Annotated in this window: 18 protein-coding genes; 3 read left to right on the top strand and 15 right to left on the bottom strand. The window is 42.7% G+C overall.

All coding sequences use genetic code 11. The annotated features are described in order from the left end of the window. Nucleotides 1-56: 56 nt before the first annotated feature. The gene (locus NLP_RS05785) at nucleotides 57-341 is read right to left on the bottom strand and encodes a hypothetical protein (RefSeq protein WP_104905551.1); all 285 of its coding nucleotides are present in this window, start codon (nucleotides 339-341) and stop codon (nucleotides 57-59) included. A gap of 273 nt (nucleotides 342-614) precedes the next feature. Between NLP_RS05785 and NLP_RS35755 the strand changes: the two genes are divergently transcribed. Both NLP_RS35755 and NLP_RS05775 read left to right on the top strand, forming a co-directional pair. Further along, nucleotides 615-842, top strand: coding sequence for a helix-turn-helix domain-containing protein (locus tag NLP_RS35755; protein WP_104905550.1), 228 nt, complete (start codon nucleotides 615-617; stop codon nucleotides 840-842). Between the two features lies 1 nt (nucleotide 843). Next, nucleotides 844-3882 carry a hybrid sensor histidine kinase/response regulator gene (locus tag NLP_RS05775; protein WP_104905549.1) on the top strand — a complete coding sequence of 1013 codons (3039 nt, stop codon included), beginning with the start codon at nucleotides 844-846 and terminating at the stop codon, nucleotides 3880-3882. A gap of 260 nt (nucleotides 3883-4142) precedes the next feature. Here the strand turns inward: NLP_RS05775 and NLP_RS05770 are convergent, their stop codons facing one another. The 9 genes from NLP_RS05770 to NLP_RS05730 form a co-directional block, all read right to left on the bottom strand. Then, a complete protein-coding gene (locus NLP_RS05770; RefSeq protein ID WP_104905548.1) occupies nucleotides 4143-5180 on the bottom strand; it encodes an aliphatic sulfonate ABC transporter substrate-binding protein in 1038 nt (345 codons plus the stop codon). Nucleotides 5181-5395: 215 nt separating this feature from the next. Further along, the gene (locus NLP_RS05765) at nucleotides 5396-6484 is read right to left on the bottom strand and encodes a sulfonate ABC transporter substrate-binding protein (RefSeq protein WP_104905547.1); all 1089 of its coding nucleotides are present in this window, start codon (nucleotides 6482-6484) and stop codon (nucleotides 5396-5398) included. A gap of 227 nt (nucleotides 6485-6711) precedes the next feature. Beyond that, a complete protein-coding gene (locus NLP_RS05760) occupies nucleotides 6712-7107 on the bottom strand; it encodes an ABC transporter substrate-binding protein (protein WP_104905546.1) in 396 nt (131 codons plus the stop codon). Between the two features lie 409 nt (nucleotides 7108-7516). After that, nucleotides 7517-8380, bottom strand: a complete 864-nt coding sequence (locus NLP_RS05755) for a TauD/TfdA dioxygenase family protein (RefSeq protein WP_104905545.1) — start codon at nucleotides 8378-8380, stop codon at nucleotides 7517-7519. Between the two features lie 35 nt (nucleotides 8381-8415). Continuing rightward, nucleotides 8416-9522 (bottom strand): aliphatic sulfonate ABC transporter substrate-binding protein, encoded by a 1107-nt coding sequence (locus NLP_RS05750; RefSeq protein WP_104905544.1) that lies wholly within the window; start codon nucleotides 9520-9522, stop codon nucleotides 8416-8418. 417 nt (nucleotides 9523-9939) lie between these two features. Continuing rightward, entirely contained in the window at nucleotides 9940-10761 is an 822-nt protein-coding gene (locus NLP_RS05745; RefSeq protein ID WP_104905543.1) for a class I SAM-dependent methyltransferase, read from the bottom strand. 83 nt (nucleotides 10762-10844) lie between these two features. After that, nucleotides 10845-12026, bottom strand: coding sequence for an acyl-CoA dehydrogenase family protein (locus NLP_RS05740; protein WP_104905542.1), 1182 nt, complete (start codon nucleotides 12024-12026; stop codon nucleotides 10845-10847). Between the two features lie 198 nt (nucleotides 12027-12224). Further along, on the bottom strand, nucleotides 12225-13703 hold the full coding sequence (locus tag NLP_RS05735; protein ID WP_104905541.1) for an amidohydrolase family protein: 1479 nt from the start codon (nucleotides 13701-13703) through the stop codon (nucleotides 12225-12227). Nucleotides 13704-13827: 124 nt separating this feature from the next. Beyond that, a complete protein-coding gene (locus NLP_RS05730) occupies nucleotides 13828-15318 on the bottom strand; it encodes an amidohydrolase family protein (RefSeq protein WP_104905540.1) in 1491 nt (496 codons plus the stop codon). Between the two features lie 129 nt (nucleotides 15319-15447). Here NLP_RS05730 and NLP_RS34040 point away from each other — a divergent pair, with 129 nt between their 5' ends. Further along, nucleotides 15448-15873 (top strand): hypothetical protein, encoded by a 426-nt coding sequence (locus NLP_RS34040; RefSeq protein WP_199784769.1) that lies wholly within the window; start codon nucleotides 15448-15450, stop codon nucleotides 15871-15873. On the opposite strand, the gene NLP_RS05720 is transcribed toward NLP_RS34040, so the two are convergent. From NLP_RS05720 to NLP_RS05705, 5 genes are all read right to left on the bottom strand, one after another. Then, on the bottom strand, nucleotides 15838-16896 hold the full coding sequence (locus NLP_RS05720) for an ABC transporter substrate-binding protein (protein ID WP_104905539.1): 1059 nt from the start codon (nucleotides 16894-16896) through the stop codon (nucleotides 15838-15840). The genes NLP_RS34040 and NLP_RS05720 overlap by 36 nt on opposite strands. Before the next feature lie 19 nt (nucleotides 16897-16915). After that, nucleotides 16916-17245 (bottom strand): 4Fe-4S dicluster domain-containing protein, encoded by a 330-nt coding sequence (locus tag NLP_RS05715; RefSeq protein WP_104905538.1) that lies wholly within the window; start codon nucleotides 17243-17245, stop codon nucleotides 16916-16918. After that, nucleotides 17242-18864: an FAD-dependent oxidoreductase gene (locus NLP_RS05710; protein ID WP_104905537.1), complete on the bottom strand. Its 1623-nt coding sequence runs from the start codon at nucleotides 18862-18864 to the stop codon at nucleotides 17242-17244. The genes NLP_RS05715 and NLP_RS05710 overlap by 4 nt, the downstream gene beginning before the upstream one ends. Nucleotides 18865-19318: 454 nt before the next feature. Then, nucleotides 19319-19627: a hypothetical protein gene (locus NLP_RS32855; protein ID WP_158680301.1), complete on the bottom strand. Its 309-nt coding sequence runs from the start codon at nucleotides 19625-19627 to the stop codon at nucleotides 19319-19321. Between the two features lie 60 nt (nucleotides 19628-19687). Then, nucleotides 19688-21520 (bottom strand): iron uptake porin, encoded by a 1833-nt coding sequence (locus NLP_RS05705; RefSeq protein WP_104905536.1) that lies wholly within the window; start codon nucleotides 21518-21520, stop codon nucleotides 19688-19690. Nucleotides 21521-21555: the final 35 nt, after the last annotated feature.

Below are 21555 nucleotides of genomic sequence, written 5' to 3'. Positions count from 1 at the left end.
ATTGTTACTTTTAAAGCAAGCTTACGCCCAGTGTCAACTATAGAATCAGACAAGTGCTAATCATCTGTTTGAGATGTTTGAACATCTTCAACAGGACTGGTAATTGGGAAAGAAATCGGATTAGTAGATGGAGTTAGTGAATCTAACTGGGGTTGTTCAAGCGATGCTTCCATGCTTGAATCAGCAAAATAGGAGCCAAAAATTTTATCATAGTTAGAGGCAACAGCTAAAAAAGCGCCACCCAAAATATAGATAGGTAATGGCAGATTAAATTCTTGCAACCAGTCAAACAGTTCCGCTAAGGCAAACAGCACCAAAAAGCAGGCAAGCCAAACCTTCATATTCTTATCCCCTGAATTGAAACAATTCTATTACTAGCTTAAATAGCTTGCACGATCGTTGATGTAGTACATAATCACCAACTTACAATAAAGCGGATGGGCAGAGGAGAAAAATGATTTTCGGTACAAGCCTTGCCCCTTGTAAAGTCTTCTTTCCCCTATATTATCTTGCTCCCCTGCCTCTTATTGACAAGCTCTATAACCCTAGATAGGTGCAGTTAGAGTTATAGCATCTGCTATATTGCATTAGAAAAATAAAAATATATTTAGCTTATGCCAGCGATCGAACAGCCAAGGATTGCACAATTGGTTCGTGAGACTTGGCAGTGCCTCAAATTTACACAGGTAAAACTGGCAACCGTGTTAAGGGTTTCATTCCACACTATAAACCGATGGAAAAACGGACATACACAACCTTCACTACTGGCGATGAAACAAATTAAAGAACTATTACAGCAGATGAGAGAACCCGGTGAGTCGCTTTTAGCCAAATACTTTTAAAATGAGTGAGAACCTGAAAGCTCAAGAGGTTATTGAATTGCAGCAATATTTGAGCGAACAGCAAACTGCACTGCGCGATAGTGAAGCACGTTACCGTTCACTGGCAGAGGCAAGCGCATCAATTGTCTGGAGGGCAGCACCTTGGGGCAACGTTGTTGATGATATTCCAACTTGGCAGGCGTTCACAGGGCAAAATCCCGAACAATATAAAGGATGGGGTTGGGTTGGGGCACTGCACCCAGAAGATCGTGCTTCGATAGCGGAAATTTGGAAACAGGCATTTCCTACACGCAGCGTTGCAGTTGCTGAGTATCGAGTTCTGCGGCATGACGGGGAATACCGTTATATGAATATACGCGGTGTGCCGATACTCGACGAAACAGGCGAAATCCGCGAATGGGTGGGAATGTGCGTCGATATTACCGAACGCAAGCAAGCTGAGGCCAAATTGCGCGACAGTGAGGCGTGTTTTCGGCTGCTGGCTGAGAATTCAACTGATATTATTTCCCGGCATACAGTCGATGGAATTCTTCTCTACGTTTCACCAGCTTGCTACACAGTGCTGGGATATCAACCAGAGGAATTAGTCGGTCATCCTAGCCATGAGTTAGTTCACCCTGACGATTTGGTAGAGATTGCGAGAAATTACCCAGTCAATGGCGATTTACCAGATATTTATACTATTACTCACCGTGCGCGTCATCACCAGGGGCATTATATCTGGTTGGAAGCAACTATTCGAGCGATTCGCGATCGCCAAACTCAAGAAATTTTAGAGATGCAGGCGTCTTCGCGAAATATTACTAAGCGCAAGCAGGTGGAAGAGGAGCAGCGTTTTCTGGCTGAGGCTAGTGGGATTTTGGCTGCATCATTGGATTACGAGACAACCTTAGCAGGTTTGGCACGTTTGGCAGTGCCAAAAATCGCTGATTGGTGCTTAGTTGATATCATTAGTGACAATCAATTACTCCGTCGGGTTGCAGCAGCCCATGCCAATCCAGAGAAACAAGAATTGGTAGAACAGTTACAAAATTATCCGCCTGACTTGGCACAAACAGCAGGTGTTGCTGAGGTAATATGGACAGGCAAATCACAAATTATTCATTTGATTTCTGATCAACAGCTCCAAGAGGCAACCCACAACGCCAGTCACTTGAAAATATTGCAAGAATTAAATCCGACATCTGGTATGAGTGTACCGCTAATCCTTCGGGGACGGGTGTTGGGAGTTATGACTTTGGTATCTTCTTCAGGTCGTCGCTACGACACCAAAAGCCTGATGTTAGCTGAGGAGTTGGCTGGGCGGGCGGCGATCGCTGTTGATAATGCCCGACTCTATAGAGAAGCACAGCAATCTCAACAGGCGGCTTTACACGCAGCATCTCGCACTACCCGTCTGCAAACCATTACCGCTGCACTTTCTGAATCTTTAACTCCGACACAAGTCGCTGAAGTAATTGTAGAGCAAGGTATAGCAGCTTTGGGAGCTAGCTTTGTTTTTGTCGCACTACTGACTAAAAACGGCACTGAATTAGAAATTGTCCGAACTGTTGGCGATCAACAAGAAATAGTCGATTCATCGCGTCGATTCTCGATTAATGCACCCGCGCCACTGGCAGAAGCAGTAAGAACTAAGCAACCTATTTGGCAAGAGCCAAGCGAAACAAGGGTAGCTCGTTACTCAAATATGGCTCAGGAATACGCCCAGTACAACTACGGCGCTTGGATTTCGATTCCATTGATCATCGAGGGACGAGCTATCGGGGGAATGTCTCTAGCTTTTGCTGAAATTCAAAAGTTTAATCAAGACGATCGAGCCTTTATGCTGGCACTAGCACAGCAGTGCGCTCAAGCGATGGAACGTGCCCGCCTATACGAGGCAGAGCAAACTGCCCGCAAGGCAGCAGAAAACGCCAACCGGATTAAAGACGAGTTTCTGGCAGTACTTTCTCATGAATTGCGATCGCCACTCAACCCAATTTTAGGTTGGTCAAAGCTACTCCAAACCAAAAAGCTTGATGAAAAGACAATTCCTCAAGCGCTAAAGACTATTGAGCGAAATGCGAAGTTACAGGCTCAATTGATTGAAGACTTACTGGATATCTCCCGGATTTTACAAGGTAAAATCAGCTTGAATATCTACCCAGTCGATCTGACATCTGTGATTTCGGCAGCAATGGAGACAGTGCGGTTATCGGCAGAAGCTAAATCAATTGAGATGCACATCAGCCTGGAACCAAATTTGGGACAAGTTTTGGGAGACTCCAACCGATTGCAGCAAATCGTTTGGAACCTGCTCTCAAATGCAGTTAAGTTTACACCAGAGGGCGGACGGGTTGATATTCGACTATCATCATGTTCTAAGTCAAATTCCAACTCAGCAATCATTCAAGTCAGCGACACAGGGAAAGGCATTGACCCCAATTTTCTGCCTTACGTGTTTGAATATTTTCGCCAAGAGAACAGCAGCACCACCAGAAAATTTGGTGGATTGGGGTTAGGATTAGCGATCGTCCGTCACTTAGTCGAACTGCATGGCGGCACAGTCCAGGTAGAAAGTGAGGGCGAAGATCGGGGGGCAACTTTTACTGTAAGACTACCGTTAATCCAAAATCAATTAGAGATTAAACAAGACAGTAGCGACTCAGAGCCATCCTCAAATTTGAATGGTGTGAAAATTTTAGTAGTAGATGATGATACAGATACGCGAGAATTTATTACCTTCTTACTAGAGCAATATGGGGCAAATGTGACAGCAGTAACATCAGCCAATGAAGCTCTAGCGACTTTAGCCCAATCCTTGCCAGATATACTTTTAAGCGATGTTGGGATGCCAGATGTGGATGGATGTATGTTCATGCGACAGTTGAGAACATTGCCACCAGAGCAGGGAGGGCAAATTCGAGCGATCGCACTTACCGCTTATGCTGGAGAAATTAACGCCCAACAGGTACTAAAAGCCGGATTTAACAAGCATATTGCCAAACCAGTAGAGCCAAGCGAGTTAGTAGATGCGATCGCCAACTTAATCGCTGAATAAACCTGCCTCTACCTGTTCACCGTTACTTGATACGTTGAGTGGAACATTTTAGTTAAGACTAATAGTCACTCCCAAATCATATCTGTAAAAAGATTCGCGATCGCTTGTTCCTTCCTCGGTTTTTACTTAACCAGACAATAGGCTTAACAAGTTAGTTGAGCAACTTGTTAAGCCCCTTGTTAAAGTTAGGCAAACTTCCGCTACAGTGTAATAGCTAGCCAAGTTAATAGCTGAATAAACCTGCCTCTACCTGTTTACCGTTACTTGATATTATCAGGAACGATAGCTTTATATTCTAGATCAGAAAGAATCCCTTGTTTGATATCTATCTTACGCGAGATGACTTTTTCTGCAAAATAGAAATCAGCAACGCCCTGCTGTTCGGCAATGATAGCAGGTGTCAGTCTTCTCAATTTATAAGTACGACGGCTTGCCACCTTTAGTGCAACTGATGGATCTAATTTCTGTTCATCAGCTAAAATTTTGGCATAATCGCTTGGATCTTTTTCAGCCTGTTCTCCTACCTTCTGTGCTTCCTCTAAAAACACTCGCACCAATTGCGGATTTTGGGTGACAAATGCACGCCTGCCAATATAAAACCCGTTGAGAGTGTTAATTCCTTTTGCATTTCTCAGATTCCGAATCGGGGTAGCCTTTTCCACAGCAGCTAAAAGGGGATCGCCACCCACCCAGGCGTCAGCCTTGTCTTGAATAAAGGCATCGCGGGCTTCAGTTGGAGTCAAAGCAACGATTTGAATATCGCTAATTTTTAACCCTACCTCTTTCAAAGCTTTTGCTAGTAAATACTGTGCATTCGATCCTACCTGAAAAGCAATTTTCTTACCTTTAAGATCCGCTACTTTCTTAATGGGAGAATTAGCTTTCACCACAATACCTTGGTTTGTACCATCGGTGGGCGTGCGTCCAGTAAGATAGACAACTTCAGGGATGAGGCCTGGGCGTGCGGCTTGGTCAAATATTGGAGGTGTCTCTCCGAGAGTACCGATATCCACTTTACCTTCATTCAGCGCTTTTATCAATTGCGGCCCTGCTGCAAATGGCCCAACCCAATTCACGGTTATACCCAATGCTTTGAAACGTGGCTCAACAGCTTTTTTGGACTTGACAATATCACCAGAAGCTTGATACGCCAAGTTAATTACTTTGGCAGGCACCGCTTGAGTGGTTTGCATAAGGCTACCAGCCAAGGGAGATAATAAAGTAAACAGTCCCAATGCAGAATATTGGACAATACGCTTTAAGACTGTACGGCGTTGTGGTTGAAATGACTTGTTCATCAGTTGTAATTTTCCTTGTAAATTTTAGCTTTTACGTTGTCAGTCTTACTTTCTTTCAGTAAGTAAGATAATAGGAAGTTGCTATTTAAACCTCCTAAAACACCAATTTATGAGGAAAATTTGAGATTATGCTAATTTAACAAATCTCCTTTTTTCATTTAGTAAATTGGTATTGTAGTTTGTTTAGAAAAACAAACTTCATATCTGATTATTCTCTACTTTTCACTTATCAGTGTTGGTGGAGTAATAGCTGCATATTCTTGAGGCGTGAGCAATGCTTCGCGAACATCAATCTTTTTGGGTAAGATTTTTTCGTTATAAAACAAATCAGCAACACTTTGTTGGCTTTGCATTAGTTCTGGAGTAATTCCTCTTAAGCGATAAGTAGCACGACTAGAAATTACTTCCTGAATAGGTAAATCAATTTTGAGTACAGGTGCTATGAGTTTGGCTACTTCTTTACGATTAGCTTCTGCCCATTGACCATTTTTATCAATTTCTTCTAAGATGATGCGAATTAATTCAGGATTTTCTTTAGCAAACTGACGTGTTCCTATGTAATATCCGCCTGGAGTACCAATATTTGTAGCATCTCGCAATACACGGGCACCGTAGAGTTTTTCTACCAAAGCTAAATGAGGATCGCCAGTTACCCAAACTGGAATAGTTCCCTGAATAAATGCACCACGTGCTTCAACATTGGGCATACTCAGAACTTTAATATCACTATATTTTAGATTCACCTCTTCTAAGGCTTTGATAATAAAATAGTGAGAAGCCGAACCTTTTTGAAAAACTACTTTTTGACCTTTAATTTGAGCTAAAGTTTTAATTGGAGAATTTTTATGAACTGCGATCGCACTACCTTTACCGGAATTAGGGCCAAGTCTTCTACCAGCCAAATAGATAATTTTTGCACCCGCAGCTTGGGCAAAAATCGGAGGAGTTTCTCCAACTGAGCCAATATCAATTTTACCCACATTCATAGCTTCCATGAGTTGTGGTCCTTGAGCAAATTGTGACCACTCTACTTTCAAGCCCAAAGGCTCCAAACGTTTTTCTAAAACTCCTCTGACTCTAACTAAATCACCAGAGCTTTGATACCCTATTCGCAGTAACTTTGTTTTAAAAGTTATAGTTTTAGCCCCTGCTGGTTCTGCTTTAGGCTCAGTTCCTGTATTTGTGTTAGATACAGTTGACGTACAACTGATTAGAGTAGTAGATAAAGCTAGAAAATCAGGTATTGTAAACAAGGCAAATTTACTGATTACTGTTGTCTTAGGTTTCAGGAAACTTTTAAACATTTTTGCACCTCAATTTTTGATGAAATATTGGTATAAAACCATCAGTCAATAAATTAGAATATCCAATTTGTTAAAGTTGATTACAATGATTTACTTATTAGATTTAATTGAATCAGGTGTGAATGCTGCATATTCTTCTGGAGTAAGTACTCCATCTTTGACATTAACTTTTTTTGGTATAAGTACTTGTGCTATAAATCAGCTATTTTTTGTTGTTTTTTAACAACTTAATCAGTGATTGGTAGCAGACCATATACTGCTTTACTATGAATTTTTTTGAGAGTAAGTACATCAATACCAACGTCACCCGTCTCAAGTTCTGCTAGCTTATCAATATTTTTCTGCGACCAATCTTCAGCTTTGATAAACTCCTCTAGAAAAACTTTGATAATCTCAGGATGCTCTTTGGCAAATTTACGTGAGGTAGTATAAAAGCTACCAAGATCCTGAAGTTCTTGTCCATCTATTAATACACGACGAAGATTTCCTTGGACATTTCTGGTAATGTAAGGTTCCCAAATTACCCAAACATCAATTCCTCCCTGACTAAAAGCCACATTTGCATCTGGAGGTGGGAGAAAAAGGGATTTTACATCACTCAGTTTTAGTCCCTCTTTTTGCAATGCTTTTAGTAAGACTTTAGTTAAATTTAATAATTTTCGTTGTAGCGTTTTTAATAATTGCTAACAACTATCAATTTCAGTCTAAAGTGTATCAATTTTGATCTGTAAATAAAGTATTCAGTAACACTTGTTTTGAAACAAAAAATATTTTTTTACTATTTTTGATTTACAAGCATAGAGTACAATCTTCAGACAAGTTTTATTGGTCAATAGTCCAGAATAACTCTTGACTATTGACAAATAAAATGTATATTTAAACGCCCATTTACTTAATGGGTAAAATTAAATGTAAAACCTCACCCTGCCTCCGGCTTCCCTTTTTGTGAGTTCGCAGAGGGATTGAGGGTGAAGTTTTATCTTATGTTTAATTACGCCTACCTACTTAGCTTAATCTTCTGAGCTATAAATCCTAAAAGGGACGACTACCTGCAAGGCTAACCCGCTTTAATACTCGTCGCTCATTCGGATTGAATGCTTGGCGGTAATGTAAGGTAGCTTGATTATCCCAGTAGACAATATCGCCTACAGACCATTTGTGTTGGTAGTAGAATTTGGGTTGATTTAGATGTTGCCTCAACTGTTCAATTAGTTTAGATCCTTCTTCTGGCTCTAACCCGACAATTTCCACTTCTGTGGCAGCATCTAAGTAAAGATGCTTTTTACCACTCTCTGGATGTGTTCTAACTAAAGGATGGGGAAAAACAGGACTGATTAAAGGAATATTCTTGTCCAAACGATATAAAGGGCGCGGTGCATTCCGGTTTTGTAAGAATGGGTTGTAGGTAATTAGCTGTAAATCTGCAATCCTTTGTTTAGTGGTTTCATCTAACGCCTCATAGGCCAAATTGGTATTTAACCAATAAGTATCTCCACCTTGAGAAGGTATTTCCAAAGCATAAAGAAGTGAACCACTAGATGGAGTGGGAGTCCATTTGTGATCAGAATGAAAAGTTAGTTCTCCAGTACCGGTGTAGCCGCCATCGACATTGGAAATCGGAATCACCACCGGAGTTTCTCCTGGTTTAGAAGCCAATACTGGAGTTTCATCAGATGGTACAAAGAGTGCGCCAAAGTATAGAGAAAAGTTCAAAAGCTGTTCATCAGAGAGCTTTTGGTCTTTGAAGATTAAGATGTGGCGATCGCGCAGTGCTTGCTTCAGTTGTAATATGACTTCAGGTGCGATCGCTTGAGTGGCATCAAAATCGGTAACTATCGCTCCCAAAGGGGCATCAATAGGACTAATTTTAACTTCTGTCAAAGTCGAGGTAGGCATAATACTCTCCTGTGCTTTAATTTTTTTTTAGATAATTACTTATTCGCTAACACGTCTGAGGGAGTAATTTTGGCGTACTCTTCAGGCGTTAAAAAGCCATCTCTAACATTCACCTTCTTGGGGATAAGTCCGAGGCTGTACCACTTATCTGCAACTTCCTGTTGCTTGATAATAGTTTTCTCTGTAATTGGTACTAGCCCATAATCATATTTCTTATGCATTATTTCTAGAGTCGGTGGATCTAGCTGAGTTACAGGAGCAAGCAGTTGTGCTACTTCTTTGGGATGATCCTTAGTCCAGATTTCTGACTTTTCTAGCTCCTCTAAAAACACTTTGATTACATCAGGATGAGCCTGATAAAATTGACGCGAGGTTGAGTAAAAATTGCCCGTATCCCTCAACTTCCCGCCATCTGCTAAAACACGAGCGATTTTATTTTGTACATTTCTAGTACCAAATGGCTCCCAAATATACCAAGCATCCACCTTATTTTGACTGAATGCCGCATTTGCATCTGCCGGTGCTAAAAAAACTGATTGGACATCGCTCAGTTTCAACCCTGCATCTTCTAATGCTTTAACTAATAGGTAGTGACCAATGGAAGCTTTCTGAAAAGCCACTTTTTTACCCTTCAAATCGGTAACACTTTTAATTGGAGAGTTTACAGGAACTAAAAGTGAAATAGCTTTACCACTAGGGCGTGTAGTAGCTAGATAAACAAGAGGCACTCCTGCTGCTTGTGAAAACACAGGAGGCGATTCGGCTGTAGATGCAATATCCAGTCCATTTGCATTTAGGGCTTCTAACTGTTGTGGCCCAGCCGCAAACTCAGCCCACTGGACTTTAAAACCCAGAGGCTCTAATCGCTTTTCTAAGGAACCCTGTTTTTCTAAAACTGCTAAAGCGGAAAGTTGTTTGGAACGTACAATCCGTACTACTTGTTTCTCAGTTGACTTCTCTGTAGTATTAGATGAAACTACTGATTCAGGGGAAGCTGCCGACTGTTGAGTATTATTTTTGGCTTCACCACAACTTGATAGGGTCGTCGATAGCATTAAGCAATAGCCCAAAGCAAATAATAAAGACCGACGTGTTGTTCTCGGGCTTTTTCTGAATTCAAACTTTCCTTTTAAAGCTGGCATGGGTTGTTTTCTTTATTTTCCTCTAAGTGGCTAAAACAGTGATGATTAATTGCAATACAAACAAACAAAAAATCTTTTTTATTAGTTTATTTAATGATTAAAGTAAATTATTTTTTAATCTAAAAGCTTTATATATAAAATTAAGAAATAGGTGGGTTATACCCACCCTAAAACGACTCGAGGAACTGAGAATTTAATAGTTAAGAGGCAAAAATTTAGGAAGTGGAGTGAGAAAGACCCACTTCAATGTCATGCTAGTGGAAGATTGAAATTTGTGAATGGAACTCTGTTTTATTTGCGTGCAATTTTGCTAGTACAACACGGCGTAAATAAACCACCCATTCCAAATCAATAAAACATTTATGCTGTATTCATTTTGACTTTTGACTTTTGAGTTTTGACTTCCGCCTTGCGGCACTAGTGCTTCCAGGCGACTAGGATTGTAGCTTTGAGTTCTTCTGTAAAATGTCCAGACGGTTCAGCTGCTAGTAGCGCTTCTTTGAGATCCGTTTCAAATGCTGGGGCGTTATCGCCATAGAAAATTTTGAGAGAGAAGGCTGTAGTGTATAAGTAGCCAAGATAGCTATCGATAGTCCAAGATTTTTCAAATGGCACTTCATAGGTTTCTTGACGAGCAAAAGCTGAATTGCCAATTACGACTTCGTGGGGAGGATCGACTGGCTTACGAGTCCCTTGTCCTCGTTGTCCAGTTCGGCGTTCTTCACCTAGCCATTTTTTTACTACTCCAACAGCAGCTTGTTTCCAAGGTAGATTGCTTTCCCAAGGATTGTCACTAGTTTGAAGCAGTGCTAATCCACCATCATCAGTGAGCAATTCATAGAGGCGTTCAAGCACTAATTCGCGTTCCATCCAATGGAAGGCTCTACCAATAGTTGCTAACTTAAATTTCCCTAAACTAGAGTCGATTAACTCGGCTCCTTGTTCTAACCAAGTAATATTATTTGCTCCGACTGCTGCTGCTTGACGTTTAGCTTCTGCAATCATGTCAGGATCGGGATCGATCGCTACAACTTCCTCAAATTGGGTTCGCAGAGCAATTGAAATTAATCCTGGGCCAGTACCTAAATCAAGGAGTCGTCCTTCACCATTGAGATTAAATATTTCAGCTAGTTTATCGAATACAACCGGTGGGTATTTAGTTCTATATTGAGCGTAGCCCTCTGCGGCTCCCTCAAATAAACTTGGGTCGTATGTAGGAAGTGTTTTTAGTTGAGTCATATCAATTTTGGATTGGGGAGCATGTAGAGACGCGATTCATCGCGTCTTTTAGGATAAAGGTGGAGAAAGAAATAACCTATGCTCTAAGAATATTGCGTGATAACGGGTAGCTGCTCGTTAAGTACCCAATCGCCGATCGCTCGCAATTTGTAGTCCACAGGATCGTGGAGGGTAAAAGTTCGCAAATCCCGCCAGTAACGGTCAAATCCATATTTAGTTGCAGTGGCGCGGGTTCCGGTAAGTTCAAAGATGCGGTTGGTAATATTTATACCTACACGGGTCGCTAATGCTTTGGCTGCGGAAACTGCGATCGCAACTTCTCCCCTCTCCTGATGAGTGAGTTCTACATCTTTGTCCCAGGCTGCTTGCACCTTTTCGGCTACTTGGTCGGCTAGAGCGATCGCAGCTTGAATTTCCACCCAAAAGTCACCGTAATGATGCAGAATATATGGATCTTGAGTAGCACTATCTACTCCTGATGTAATCCACGGTTTAGTAGTAGTTTTAGTGTACTCACGAGCGGCGGCGAAGGCTCCTTTAGTAATTCCCAGATAAACGTTGGTTTTTGTTAGCTGGGCAATAATGCCAAGAAAAGTTGAGAAGGCGCTATCAGGGGGATTTGCTGGCCCCAAAATCTCATCTTTTTCTACTAGAACATTATTAAATGTATAACTACTGCTATCAGTACGACGTTGCCCAATATTGTCCCAATCTTGATTAGAAACTAACCCTTCCCTGTCTTTGGGAATTATGAATATGAAAGGCAATTCTACGCCATCTTCCAAAGCGGAGAATACCCGGTAATCTGCAACAGAAATACCTGTACCAAAGCTTTTAACACCATTAACCCGAAAATTCTCACCTTCTGGGTTAATTTTCAGCCTAGTATCCTTTGTATTGATAGCATTTGCCCAAAATAAGTTATTTTTAGCAGTTTCTCTATAATATTTTTCCTTTTGGGCTGGTGTACCGGAAACATGACCCAAAGCCGTCAAATTAAGATGATTACCATACAACTGACCAATTGAACCATCTGCTTTTGACAGCTTTCTGACAATTTTTAAGGCATCAATCCAAGTTGCACCAATCCCACCATATTGCTTGGGTACAATCAGTGGTAGCAGTCCAATTTCACGCAGTTTATTAATTTCCTCTTCTGGAACTCCAGCTTTAGCATCCCGTTCAACTGTGGATTGAGCAAGTTCCTTGGATAGAGAAGCTGCTAGGTCAATGTAATCCTTTGGTTTTGTAATATCTAGCACCATAATTAAATCATCCTTGGTATTGTTTCAGCAGTAGGTAGCAATCAGACGCAGAATTTAGGAGAAATGTAGAGTGGGCAAGACCCACCCTACAAGTGAACAGAGGAAATGGAACATGGAACGTTGTAAAGATGGGTATTGAGCATTGGGCATGGGACATAGTTATTCTTTCCCTACTCCCCATTCCCCATTCCCCATTCCCTATTCCCCAGCCAGATATTCGTTTGCGGCTTTCTCAACACCTGTACCTTTGAAGAAGTCTTGATTGAGACTGGTGTACAACTCCAAAGGATGGATTGAGAGGAAGTAGCGGAGGTCTTCTTCGGTAATGATTTCGTGTTCTGCCATTGAGTAGGCGTTGGCAGTAACGGCGGTAATATCTGGCACATCCCAGTGACCAGAATCAGAACCCAAGAAGGCTTTAACTCTATCGCCAAAGGGATTAGCTGCACGGTTAAATGCTTGGCTGACACGGGTATCGTCTGATTCTGTACCGAAGTAGAAATGATTCAAGAAGCGATCGCGCACATCTTCTGGCTGATCAATTCCTGCTAGTTCAAATTCGTCGAGTTCGCCTGGATCTTCTGGGGCTAATAGTTGATGGTGGAATCCTAAACCGTCCCCAATTTGATCTAAGCGTCCATCTACAAGTTCGCCACCGTAGCGGGTGTACAACTCTACTAGTGCTTCCTTATCGATAATCGCAGGATTGTTATTTGACAACAAATGTTGTTTGTTGCGGGTTTCCCAGTGCCAAATAATATCAGCGTATAGACTAGCACCCCAAGCTGAACCACCTTCTAAGAAGGCAAACTTTAATTGTGGGAAGCGACAAGTTACACCACCAAAAAACAACGATTTGCATAATGCTTCTGCTGCAAAGGCAAAGTGATTAATGTGATTATACTGGGCGTTGGTGACAGAACGCTGAGTTGTCCAACCTTGGCTAGATGCATGAGTTGTGGGTACAACTTTCAGTTCTACGCACTTAGCCCAGAATGGATCGTAATCATACTGGCTGTCTAAACCAAAGTTATCAATCCAAACCACTTCGTTAGCCACTTCTTTGCCATACTTTTCAAAGGCAGGAATTGGCCGACGGACGTAACCAGGAATTTGAATTGCTTTGAGTCCCAGAACATTCACCGCATATTCCAACTCTTCAATCCCTTCTTCGGGAGTGTGCAGGGGAATGGCGGCGATGGGTGTTAAGCGATCGCTATAAGGGCGGAAAATGTCAGCATGGTAGGTGTTAACTGCCCGACAAACAGCCCGTCGCATTTCTTCGTTGCCGATATTCGGGGCCATCGTTGCCAAGTTGGGGTACACAACGGCAAAGTCTGTACCTGCTTCTTGCAAGCGCTCATGCAGCAACTTGGGTAAGCTAATGGTAGCCAAATTCAAAGTATTTTTTGTGGGACGACCCCACCAGTTAGGGCGATTGCTGCGATAAGCAAAACGTTCTTCCCAAGTTTGTTTATACCACTTAAAGCGGGAAGATCCTGGTAAATTTTCTTTGAAACGTTCGACAAGTGCAGTTCCACCAACTTGCTCTAAATAATCCAAAACTGCTGGTTCAAATTCTTGGGTATGTACATCGGTGTCAATGATTGGATAACCAAGTTTTTCTCGAATTTGAGCAGACCTGGTTTTTTGTGCGCCGTCTAGAGCGATCGTCATGATAGTTTACCCTCATCAAATGTTTATAGGCATTGGCAAAGACGCGATAAATCGCCGTCTTTACAAGAATCAATCCTTTGTAGAGACGGCGATTTATCGCGTCTCTTAAACCGAACCGTATTGCCTAGCCCCTAATCCCTTTCCCAGCCAAAAATTCATCTGCTGTTTTCTCGACAGCCGTACCTTTGAAGAAGTCACGATTCAGGCTGGTGTATAACTCCAAGGGATGAATTGACAGGAAATATTGCAAATCTTCTTCACTGATAATCTTGCGTTCTACCATTGAATAGGTATTAGCTGCGATCGCAGTAATATCAGGTACGTCCCAGTGACCAGAATCGGAACCTAAGAATGCTTTAACACGGTCGCCATAAGGATTAGCTTTACGGTTAAAGGCTTGAGCTACACGGGTATCATCTGATTCTGTCCCGAAATAGAAGTGATTCAAAAAGCGATCGCGAATATCCTCTGGCTTCGTTACTCCTGCTACGGCAAATTCATCCAAATCACCTGGCTCTAAGGGAGATATTAAGTCAGCGTGGAAACCTAGACCGCTACCTAGCTGATCCAAACGACCCTGTATTAATTCATCACCATAGCGGGTATAGAATTCTAGCAGTTCTTCATAATTAACATTGGCAGGATTGTTATTTTCCACCAAATGAGCTTTATTGCGGGTATCCCAGTGCCAAATCAAATCGGTGTACAAGCTAGCACCCCAAGCTGCACCTCCTTCTAAAAAGGCAAACTTGAGTGTGGGGAAGCGGTGAGTTACACCACCAAAGAACAGAGATTTACATAGTGCTTCCGCAGCCGATGCAAAGTGACCAATATGGTTGTATTGGTAATTGCTAATGGAACGCCGATTGATCCAACCCATACCGGAAGAGTGGGTGGTGGGTACAACTTTCAGTTCTACGCACTTCGCCCAGAAGGGATCATAATCATATTTGCTATCCAAGCCAAAGGTGTCAATCCAGATGGCTTCGTTGGCTACTTCTTCGCCATACTTCTCGAAAGCGGGAATCGGACGGCGAATATGGCCGGGGATTTGAATTGCTTTGAGTCCCAGCACTTTCACCGCATATTCCAATTCTGCGATCGCCTCTTCGGGCGTATTCATTGGAATGGCAGCAATGGGTGTTAAGCGATCGCTATAAGGACGGAAAATATCAGCGTGATAAGTATTAGCTGCACGGCAAACAGCCCGCCGCATTTCTTCATTGCCAATGTGCGGTGCCATAGTTGCCAAGTTGGGGTACACAACGGCAAAGTCTGTACCGGCTTCTTGCAAGCGTTCATGTAGCAACTTTGGCAAACTAACTGTAGCTAAATTTAAAGCATCGTTAGTGGGACGAGTCCAGAAGGGAGGGCGGGCGGTGCGGTTAGCGCGGCGTTCTTCCCAAGATTGGTTGAACCATTTAGAGCGAGATGCACCGGGTAAGTGTTCTTGAAAACGTTGTGCAATCGCAGTTCCAGCAACTTGCTCTAAATAGTCCAAGAATGCTGGGGGAAACTCTTGGGTATGTACATCGGTATCAATAATCGGATAACCCAGTTTTTCCCGAATTTGAGCAGACTTAGTTTTTTGTGGACGGTCTAGTGCAATAGTCATACCATGTTACCTGAATTTTCAAATGAATTGGTCAAACAATTTTGGATTTTAGATTTTGGATTGATTTGACAGATAAATCTATTTGCTCTGTACATCAAGGAATTATTAGTCACGAGGGAAGTTGAGCTTTTGAGGCTGGAAGTTGAGCTTTTGAGGCTGGAAGTTGAGCTTTTGAGGCTGGAAGTTGAGCTTTTGAGGCTGGAAGTTGAGCTTTTGAGGCTGGAAGTTGAGCCTTTGAGGCTGGAAGTTGAGCCTTTGAGGCTGGAAGTTGAGCCTTTGAGCCTGGAAGTTGAGCCTTTGAGCCTGGAAGTTGAGCTTTTGAGGCTGGAAGTTGAGCCTTTGAGGCTGGAAGTTGAGCCTTTGAGCCTGGAAGTTGAGCCTTTGAGCCTGGAAGTTGCACCTTTGAGCTTGGAAGTTGCGCTTTTAAAAGACTTAATTATAAAAATCTGTTTTTCTTGCTCAGAAAAGTTACTGATTTCTCTGCTCCCCCTACTCCCGCATTTGGAATGGCAGATAAAATTAACGCTGTTGTTTGTTCACAACCCAATCTGTTAATTTAAAGTCCGACTTTGCTAAACCCTGCGAGACTAAAAATTTCTTTGTTCCCTCTAAAAGTTTCACACCATCTGCTGGTAATGGTTCTTCTAATACCTGTTTTAGTGGGAACGATACTTTGATAATATCGATGGGATATTTAGTAGTTTGAGCATGATACTGATAATATTCTTCAGAATTAGCTTTTAAATCCTTGGCTGCTTCTGTGAGAATTGCATTAAATTTCTGGGGAAAATCAGGCTGTTTTGCCAGAAAGCTTTCAGTTGCGACAACTAATGATGTCCCGGAAAGACCTTTATGATTTGCAGAAGAATCAATCACTGGAAACCCTTGCGATTTCAGAAAAGGCCCCAAATCGCTTGAAGTTGCATAAGCTGCTACATCACCACGTTCTAAAGCCGCTTTTGCCTCAGTAGTCATCAAGTGGACAACTTTTACATCTTTGGCAATTTTAGCTTCAGCTAACAGACCCAGCAGGTATCGATGCATATAAGAACCTTTTTGGGTAGCTATTTTTTGACCTTTAAGTTCAGCCAGCGATCGCGGTCCATTCTTTTTCGCCACTAACCAGGCGGTTGTATTAAATTGGCTAATCCGTAACAGTCGGGTTTCCTGACCTCTAGCTTTCAGAACTATGGCTGGTGTATCACCTAAAGAACCAACATCTAATTGACCTGCGACAAGCGCCTCATTTAGATCCGGCCCGTTAGGAAATCTTGCAAAAGTAATGTTTTGGAATCCCACTTTTTGCAACTCACGTTCTAATATTCCCTTTTTCTTTGCCCAACCAAGTGATCCTGTAGGTTCTGAACTACCTACATAACCTATTCGGAGGGTAGAAATGTTATTAGATGCAGCGACAGCGTTATTGACATCAACAGCCTCAATGGATTGAGCAGATTTAGTTCCGCCTTGGTTACATGCTGTAGTTAGTAGCAGTAGGAGACAAGCCACCGAAGTTGATAATCTGGAAGTAAATTTATTTTTACCGATAGAATCTGTTCGTACTGGTAACGACAGCATGACTATTTTCTCCGCCGCACTATTTCATCTGCTTGAGAATTTGGAATGTTTGATCGGCTTTTGCTGTTGAGGTGCGTTTATGTCCCCAACCGATGTTTTCCCGATAACTACCCAGTAGCCCAACTTCTGCCAATTCTGCTTCGTTGACTGAAGTCGTCACATCACTTTCTGGTGCAACATAAAGAGCATCAACTGGACAATACAATTCGCACATATAACAGGTTTGACAGTCACTCTGTCGGGCAATCGTTGGCGGCGCATTAGGTACTCTGTCAAACACGTTGGTTGGACAAATATTCACGCAGATATTACATTCTATGCACCGCGACTCGCTGACCAACTCAATCACACTGCTGCTCCTATTTTAGATAAAGATTTTTCAGTACTTTGTAAAGTCTGAGTTTTCACCCAGACTTTATCTAATCCGCCACTAATCAGGTAATGTTGCTGGTTAGCATCTTGTTCTGGATAATCTAGATGTCTGTGCATCCCACGAGTTTCTTTACGTTCAATGGCACTGCTGTACATCCATCGCGCCGTAGCTACCATCGCCGCAGCTTCTCGCGCCCGGATTAGCTCTTTATCTGATGTTACCTGGCTACTGCGAAGTTCTTGCCAAAGATGATTTAGCTTACCCAAAGACTCGGTTAAGCCTTTTTCTGTACGGAAATAGTTCTTTTGGTAGGGAAATACTTCGGCTTGGACTGCTTGAATAATTTCATCAGTTGCCATTTGAGAGCGATCGCTCTCACGCTGTAATCCTACCTCTCCAACACCCTTAACTCGTCGTTGAGTTTTGTGTTCCCCCAAAATGCGGCTATATTCAGCAGCCGATTTCCCCGACCAATAGCCAGAAGATATTGCCCAAGCTGCATTGTGACTACCACCACCAGTAAATCCACCACAAATCAGTTCCCGTGTAGCCGCATCTCCAGCCGCATAGAGTCCCCGTACTGAACTGGTACAACTCTCATCTACAATCCGAATTCCTCCTGTACCGCGCACAGTTCCCTCTAGGCGCAGAGTCACAGGGAAACGTTGGGTAAATGGATCGATACCTGCACGGTCAAAGGGTAAAAAGAAATTAGGCTGTGCTAAACGCATAGATGGCCGCATCGATTCTGCCGCTTTGTCTATGATGGCGTAAACTGGCTGTTGCAGTAATGTCTCGGCAATTACTGAACGTCTATGAGAACTTGCCCCCGGAATTACAGTACCGTCTTCGTAGGTAAAAGTTGCCCAATTATAAAACAGGGTTTTGGTGACTGAAGAAAAGGCGGGGGAGATGCCATAAGCATTGGAAAATTCCATACCCGACATCTCAGCACCTGCTTCAGCCGCCATCAGATAACCATCCCCTGTCAGGACGTTGCATCCTAACGCTTTACTCAAGAATGCACAGCCACCAGTTGCAATAATTGTGGACTGCGATCGCACTATCCATTTCTCGCCAGTCTGACGGTTCACACCTGTTGCACCAGCAACAGCACCATCGTCATCAACCAGTAGTTCTAAGGCGGGGCTGTTATCTAAAATCTTGACTCCTGCCCGTTGAATTTGCCGCCGCATCAGCCGCATGTATTCCGGCCCTTGCAGCGATCGCCGATAGGGTTTGCCTTCATCGTCGGTAGGGAAGGGATAACCCCACTCTGCTAACTGATTGACGTTTGCATAGGTCTGATCCAGTACCCGATCCATCCAGTTGCGATCGGCTAAAAACCCACCCAACGATTCCCGACTCGCCTTTGCTGTTTCCCGTGCTTCTGGATCGGGTGGCACATACCACACACCATTTCCAGAGGCAGCAGCGCATCCAGTTGTGCCGCAATACCCTTTATCTACAAGGATCGCCTTAGCTCCATTTGATGCAGCACTCCATGCCGCCCAAGTTCCAGCTGGCCCACCTCCAATTACAAGCACATCTGCTTCTAAGTCGAGTTCAAAATCGTTTGTTAACGTCTTTAGCATCTACCATTTCCCCCATTTATAAAGTCTTAAGCGTCAAGTCTTCACCCCATCCATGCTGCAAAATAAATATTTAAAAATCTAGAAATTGCGATCCCTTAATACAGGTTCTCACTACCTTGATAATGTAAAAATACTTTATCTCGATCGGTAAACAGTAGTTTAGCATAATAGAGTTTTTCACAGTTTTCGACAAAAAGCAAGCATTTTACCAAACAACTTCAAAGGTAAATTTATGTAAAATCAACTTTGTTGGGGTGAGGCAGGAGGCATGGGTGTCAACTTAAGCTAAAACTCCCTTTCAAACCTCATTTCCAGCCAGAGGCTGGAAATGCTTGTCATTGCGGCTCTGCCGCGAGTAAGGGAGGCGGAGCCTCCCGTTAGGCATTCCCAGTCTCTGACTGGGAACGAGACAACAAGACAATCTCTCAAAGCTATGTCTAGACTGGTTTTTACGTTAAGTTGACACCACTGGGCAGGAGGCAGATAAACGGTTTTGTCTAGATAAGTAGAGACGCGAAATTGGATTGGGCTTTGTCTTTAACGTGTCTCTTTGTAGGTTAAGGGCGATCGCTCCCTTAAGACTGAAGAATCCCCGGACTTTTAAACTGCGTCCACGTTGAAAACCGTAGTTCTGTATGAATAGAAAAACCCTCATCCCCCAGCCCCTTCTCCCAATATTGGGAGAAGGGGAGCCGGAAAGAAGTCCCTCTCCCAAGTAGGGAGAGGGATTTAGGGTGAGGGCAAAAACTACGGTTCTCAACATAGATGAGGTTTAATTAAACAAATGTAAAAATTTTTATTCAGTCCGAGGAGTGCCATTCGGTTAAAACCTAAAGACAGTACGAACCCAAGCAAATAAACTATCGGGATTGCTGGCATCCGAATCAGGTGCAGTAATCCAGATCAAACCTGGCGTAACCTCAATATGATCTCCGATTTTATATTGGTAGAATGCCTCAACGTGCAGAGAAGTATCTCTGTCCGCTTGTCCTAGACCTTTTCCCAAATTTACATTATTACTAAGACTGGTGAGTTTTGGCTCCATACCAACTAAAATCCCCCCTAGAGCACCTTCACTAAAAAGATCCGGGAATGCAAGTCCTACGGCCCAATCCATAGCTTCAGCATCTCCGCGCCCCAAATAACGGTGTACCCCATAACTTACCCACGCATTGATTGCCAACTTGGAATTAACTTGATAGAACGCCTGTAGTCCATAAAGGTTGCCTAGAGTTGCTACTCCAGGCACAGTGCTGTTTACCAGGTTACTCCCGACTGCTGGGCCGAAATTTGTTCCGCTAAAACCTATGGTATTTGGTGGGCTATAGGTATTAACGTAAGTTGCAGCTACCCGAAAATTCCTATTACCGGAGTAGTATATTAACTGTGCTAAAGCTAAATATCTGCCTGTAAATAAGCCGTTATTAGTTGTGGGATTACCACCGTTTGGTGCGCTGTACGCTATCCCGAATTGAAGTTGTTTGCCTAATCCCTGGAGTATGGCAATTCCGGGGCCGCTATCTCCATAGTTATAGACCAAAGACCGCCGTGAAAATCGTGAAATCCCATTAGCACCAGTCACAGAAGACGATTCAAAATATGGGTTAACCGGACCAGAAAGACCTATCTCACTAGCTCCGTCAGACAAGGGATAAATGTTGACTTGGGTATTTGGAAAAGGTAGAAACCGATAGCGAATACCACTAACAATAATAGTATTGCGTGGAAAAGTAATACTGGAGTTATCAGCACTTCTCCCCTCATAAGTTCCCAATAATCCACCTGTTGGATTTAGCGGAGTAGGTGGTGCTTGTCCCAATGATTCAATATTTCCACCTCCTATTGTTATCCCTAGTGAATCTTTACCATTAAAACTGGTGTTTAACCGTAAAGAAGTTGAGCCTTGAAGTGTGGGATTGTGAGGTGCTGGTGTCTTTCTGACGACGTTATTGCCTGCTATAAGATCGCTAAGAACAATCTGAGATCGACCTATAAGTTTGGTTGTGGTCGTAAACTGAGTTGATTCTAACTTCGCATTTCGTACTTCCAAGCTATCTAAGCGTCCCCGAAGTTGAGCGAGTTCTGGAGAAAATTGTTCTTGTAGTTTTTTGATGATATCCAAGTCTTCGCGTTTGACTAAATCTGTTGTCGAAGTCGCTATTAGTTCATTGAGGCGATCTAAAGCTGCATTCAACCCAGCTGCAAATTCATAGCGCGTTAGGGAGCGATCGCCTTTAAATGTACCATCTGTATATCCTGCAATTACACCGTAGCGCTCAACTAGAGACTGTAATGCTTGAAATGCCCAATCTGTCGGCTTAATATCTGATAATTGCGAGACGGATGTTGTTTGCCCTGCTGCATTCTTTGGATTTTTGTTAGTTGGCGGTGCAACTTGCAACAATTGCAAGACAGGTGTCACTCGATCTTGAAGCTCGTTTGGAGCTTTTTTACGAGTAACTGGTGCAATTGAAGTGTCTACTGTTTGATTGACAACTGCTTCTGGAGCTTTGTTCTCTTCTACTTCAGTCGTAGATACATCAGATTTAGGTAGTTCAGCCTGACTTTTGGCTGGATGAAAAATCAGGATAGCTAGAATATTTAGCAACGAAATCAGGAACACTATGGATCTATAATTCCAACGAAAATTCGACATGATTCCTTAACTCCTCAACCTTAAAGATGAATAAA

This window comes from Nostoc sp. 'Lobaria pulmonaria (5183) cyanobiont', assembly GCF_002949795.1.
Lineage (GTDB): Bacteria > Cyanobacteriota > Cyanobacteriia > Cyanobacteriales > Nostocaceae > Nostoc.
Note: the sequence above shows the minus strand (reverse complement) of the source record. Positions and strands in the feature narration are given on the sequence as shown.

Excerpts from the sequence above, each read along its gene's own strand:
- NLP_RS05785 (WP_104905551.1), bottom strand. The coding sequence starts at position 341 with ATGAAGGTTTGGCTTGCCTGCTTTTTGGTGCTGTTTGCCTTAGCGGAA.
- NLP_RS35755 (WP_104905550.1), top strand. The coding sequence starts at position 615 with ATGCCAGCGATCGAACAGCCAAGGATTGCACAATTGGTTCGTGAGACT.
- NLP_RS05775 (WP_104905549.1), top strand. The coding sequence starts at position 844 with ATGAGTGAGAACCTGAAAGCTCAAGAGGTTATTGAATTGCAGCAATAT.
- NLP_RS05770 (WP_104905548.1), bottom strand. The coding sequence starts at position 5,180 with ATGAACAAGTCATTTCAACCACAACGCCGTACAGTCTTAAAGCGTATT.
- NLP_RS05765 (WP_104905547.1), bottom strand. The coding sequence starts at position 6,484 with ATGTTTAAAAGTTTCCTGAAACCTAAGACAACAGTAATCAGTAAATTT.
- NLP_RS05755 (WP_104905545.1), bottom strand. The coding sequence starts at position 8,380 with ATGCCTACCTCGACTTTGACAGAAGTTAAAATTAGTCCTATTGATGCC.
- NLP_RS05750 (WP_104905544.1), bottom strand. The coding sequence starts at position 9,522 with ATGCCAGCTTTAAAAGGAAAGTTTGAATTCAGAAAAAGCCCGAGAACA.
- NLP_RS05745 (WP_104905543.1), bottom strand. The coding sequence starts at position 10,761 with ATGACTCAACTAAAAACACTTCCTACATACGACCCAAGTTTATTTGAG.
- NLP_RS05740 (WP_104905542.1), bottom strand. The coding sequence starts at position 12,026 with ATGGTGCTAGATATTACAAAACCAAAGGATTACATTGACCTAGCAGCT.
- NLP_RS05735 (WP_104905541.1), bottom strand. The coding sequence starts at position 13,703 with ATGACGATCGCTCTAGACGGCGCACAAAAAACCAGGTCTGCTCAAATT.
- NLP_RS05730 (WP_104905540.1), bottom strand. The coding sequence starts at position 15,318 with ATGACTATTGCACTAGACCGTCCACAAAAAACTAAGTCTGCTCAAATT.
- NLP_RS05720 (WP_104905539.1), bottom strand. The coding sequence starts at position 16,896 with ATGCTGTCGTTACCAGTACGAACAGATTCTATCGGTAAAAATAAATTT.
- NLP_RS05710 (WP_104905537.1), bottom strand. The coding sequence starts at position 18,864 with ATGCTAAAGACGTTAACAAACGATTTTGAACTCGACTTAGAAGCAGAT.
- NLP_RS32855 (WP_158680301.1), bottom strand. The coding sequence starts at position 19,627 with ATGTTGAGAACCGTAGTTTTTGCCCTCACCCTAAATCCCTCTCCCTAC.
- NLP_RS05705 (WP_104905536.1), bottom strand. The coding sequence starts at position 21,520 with ATGTCGAATTTTCGTTGGAATTATAGATCCATAGTGTTCCTGATTTCG.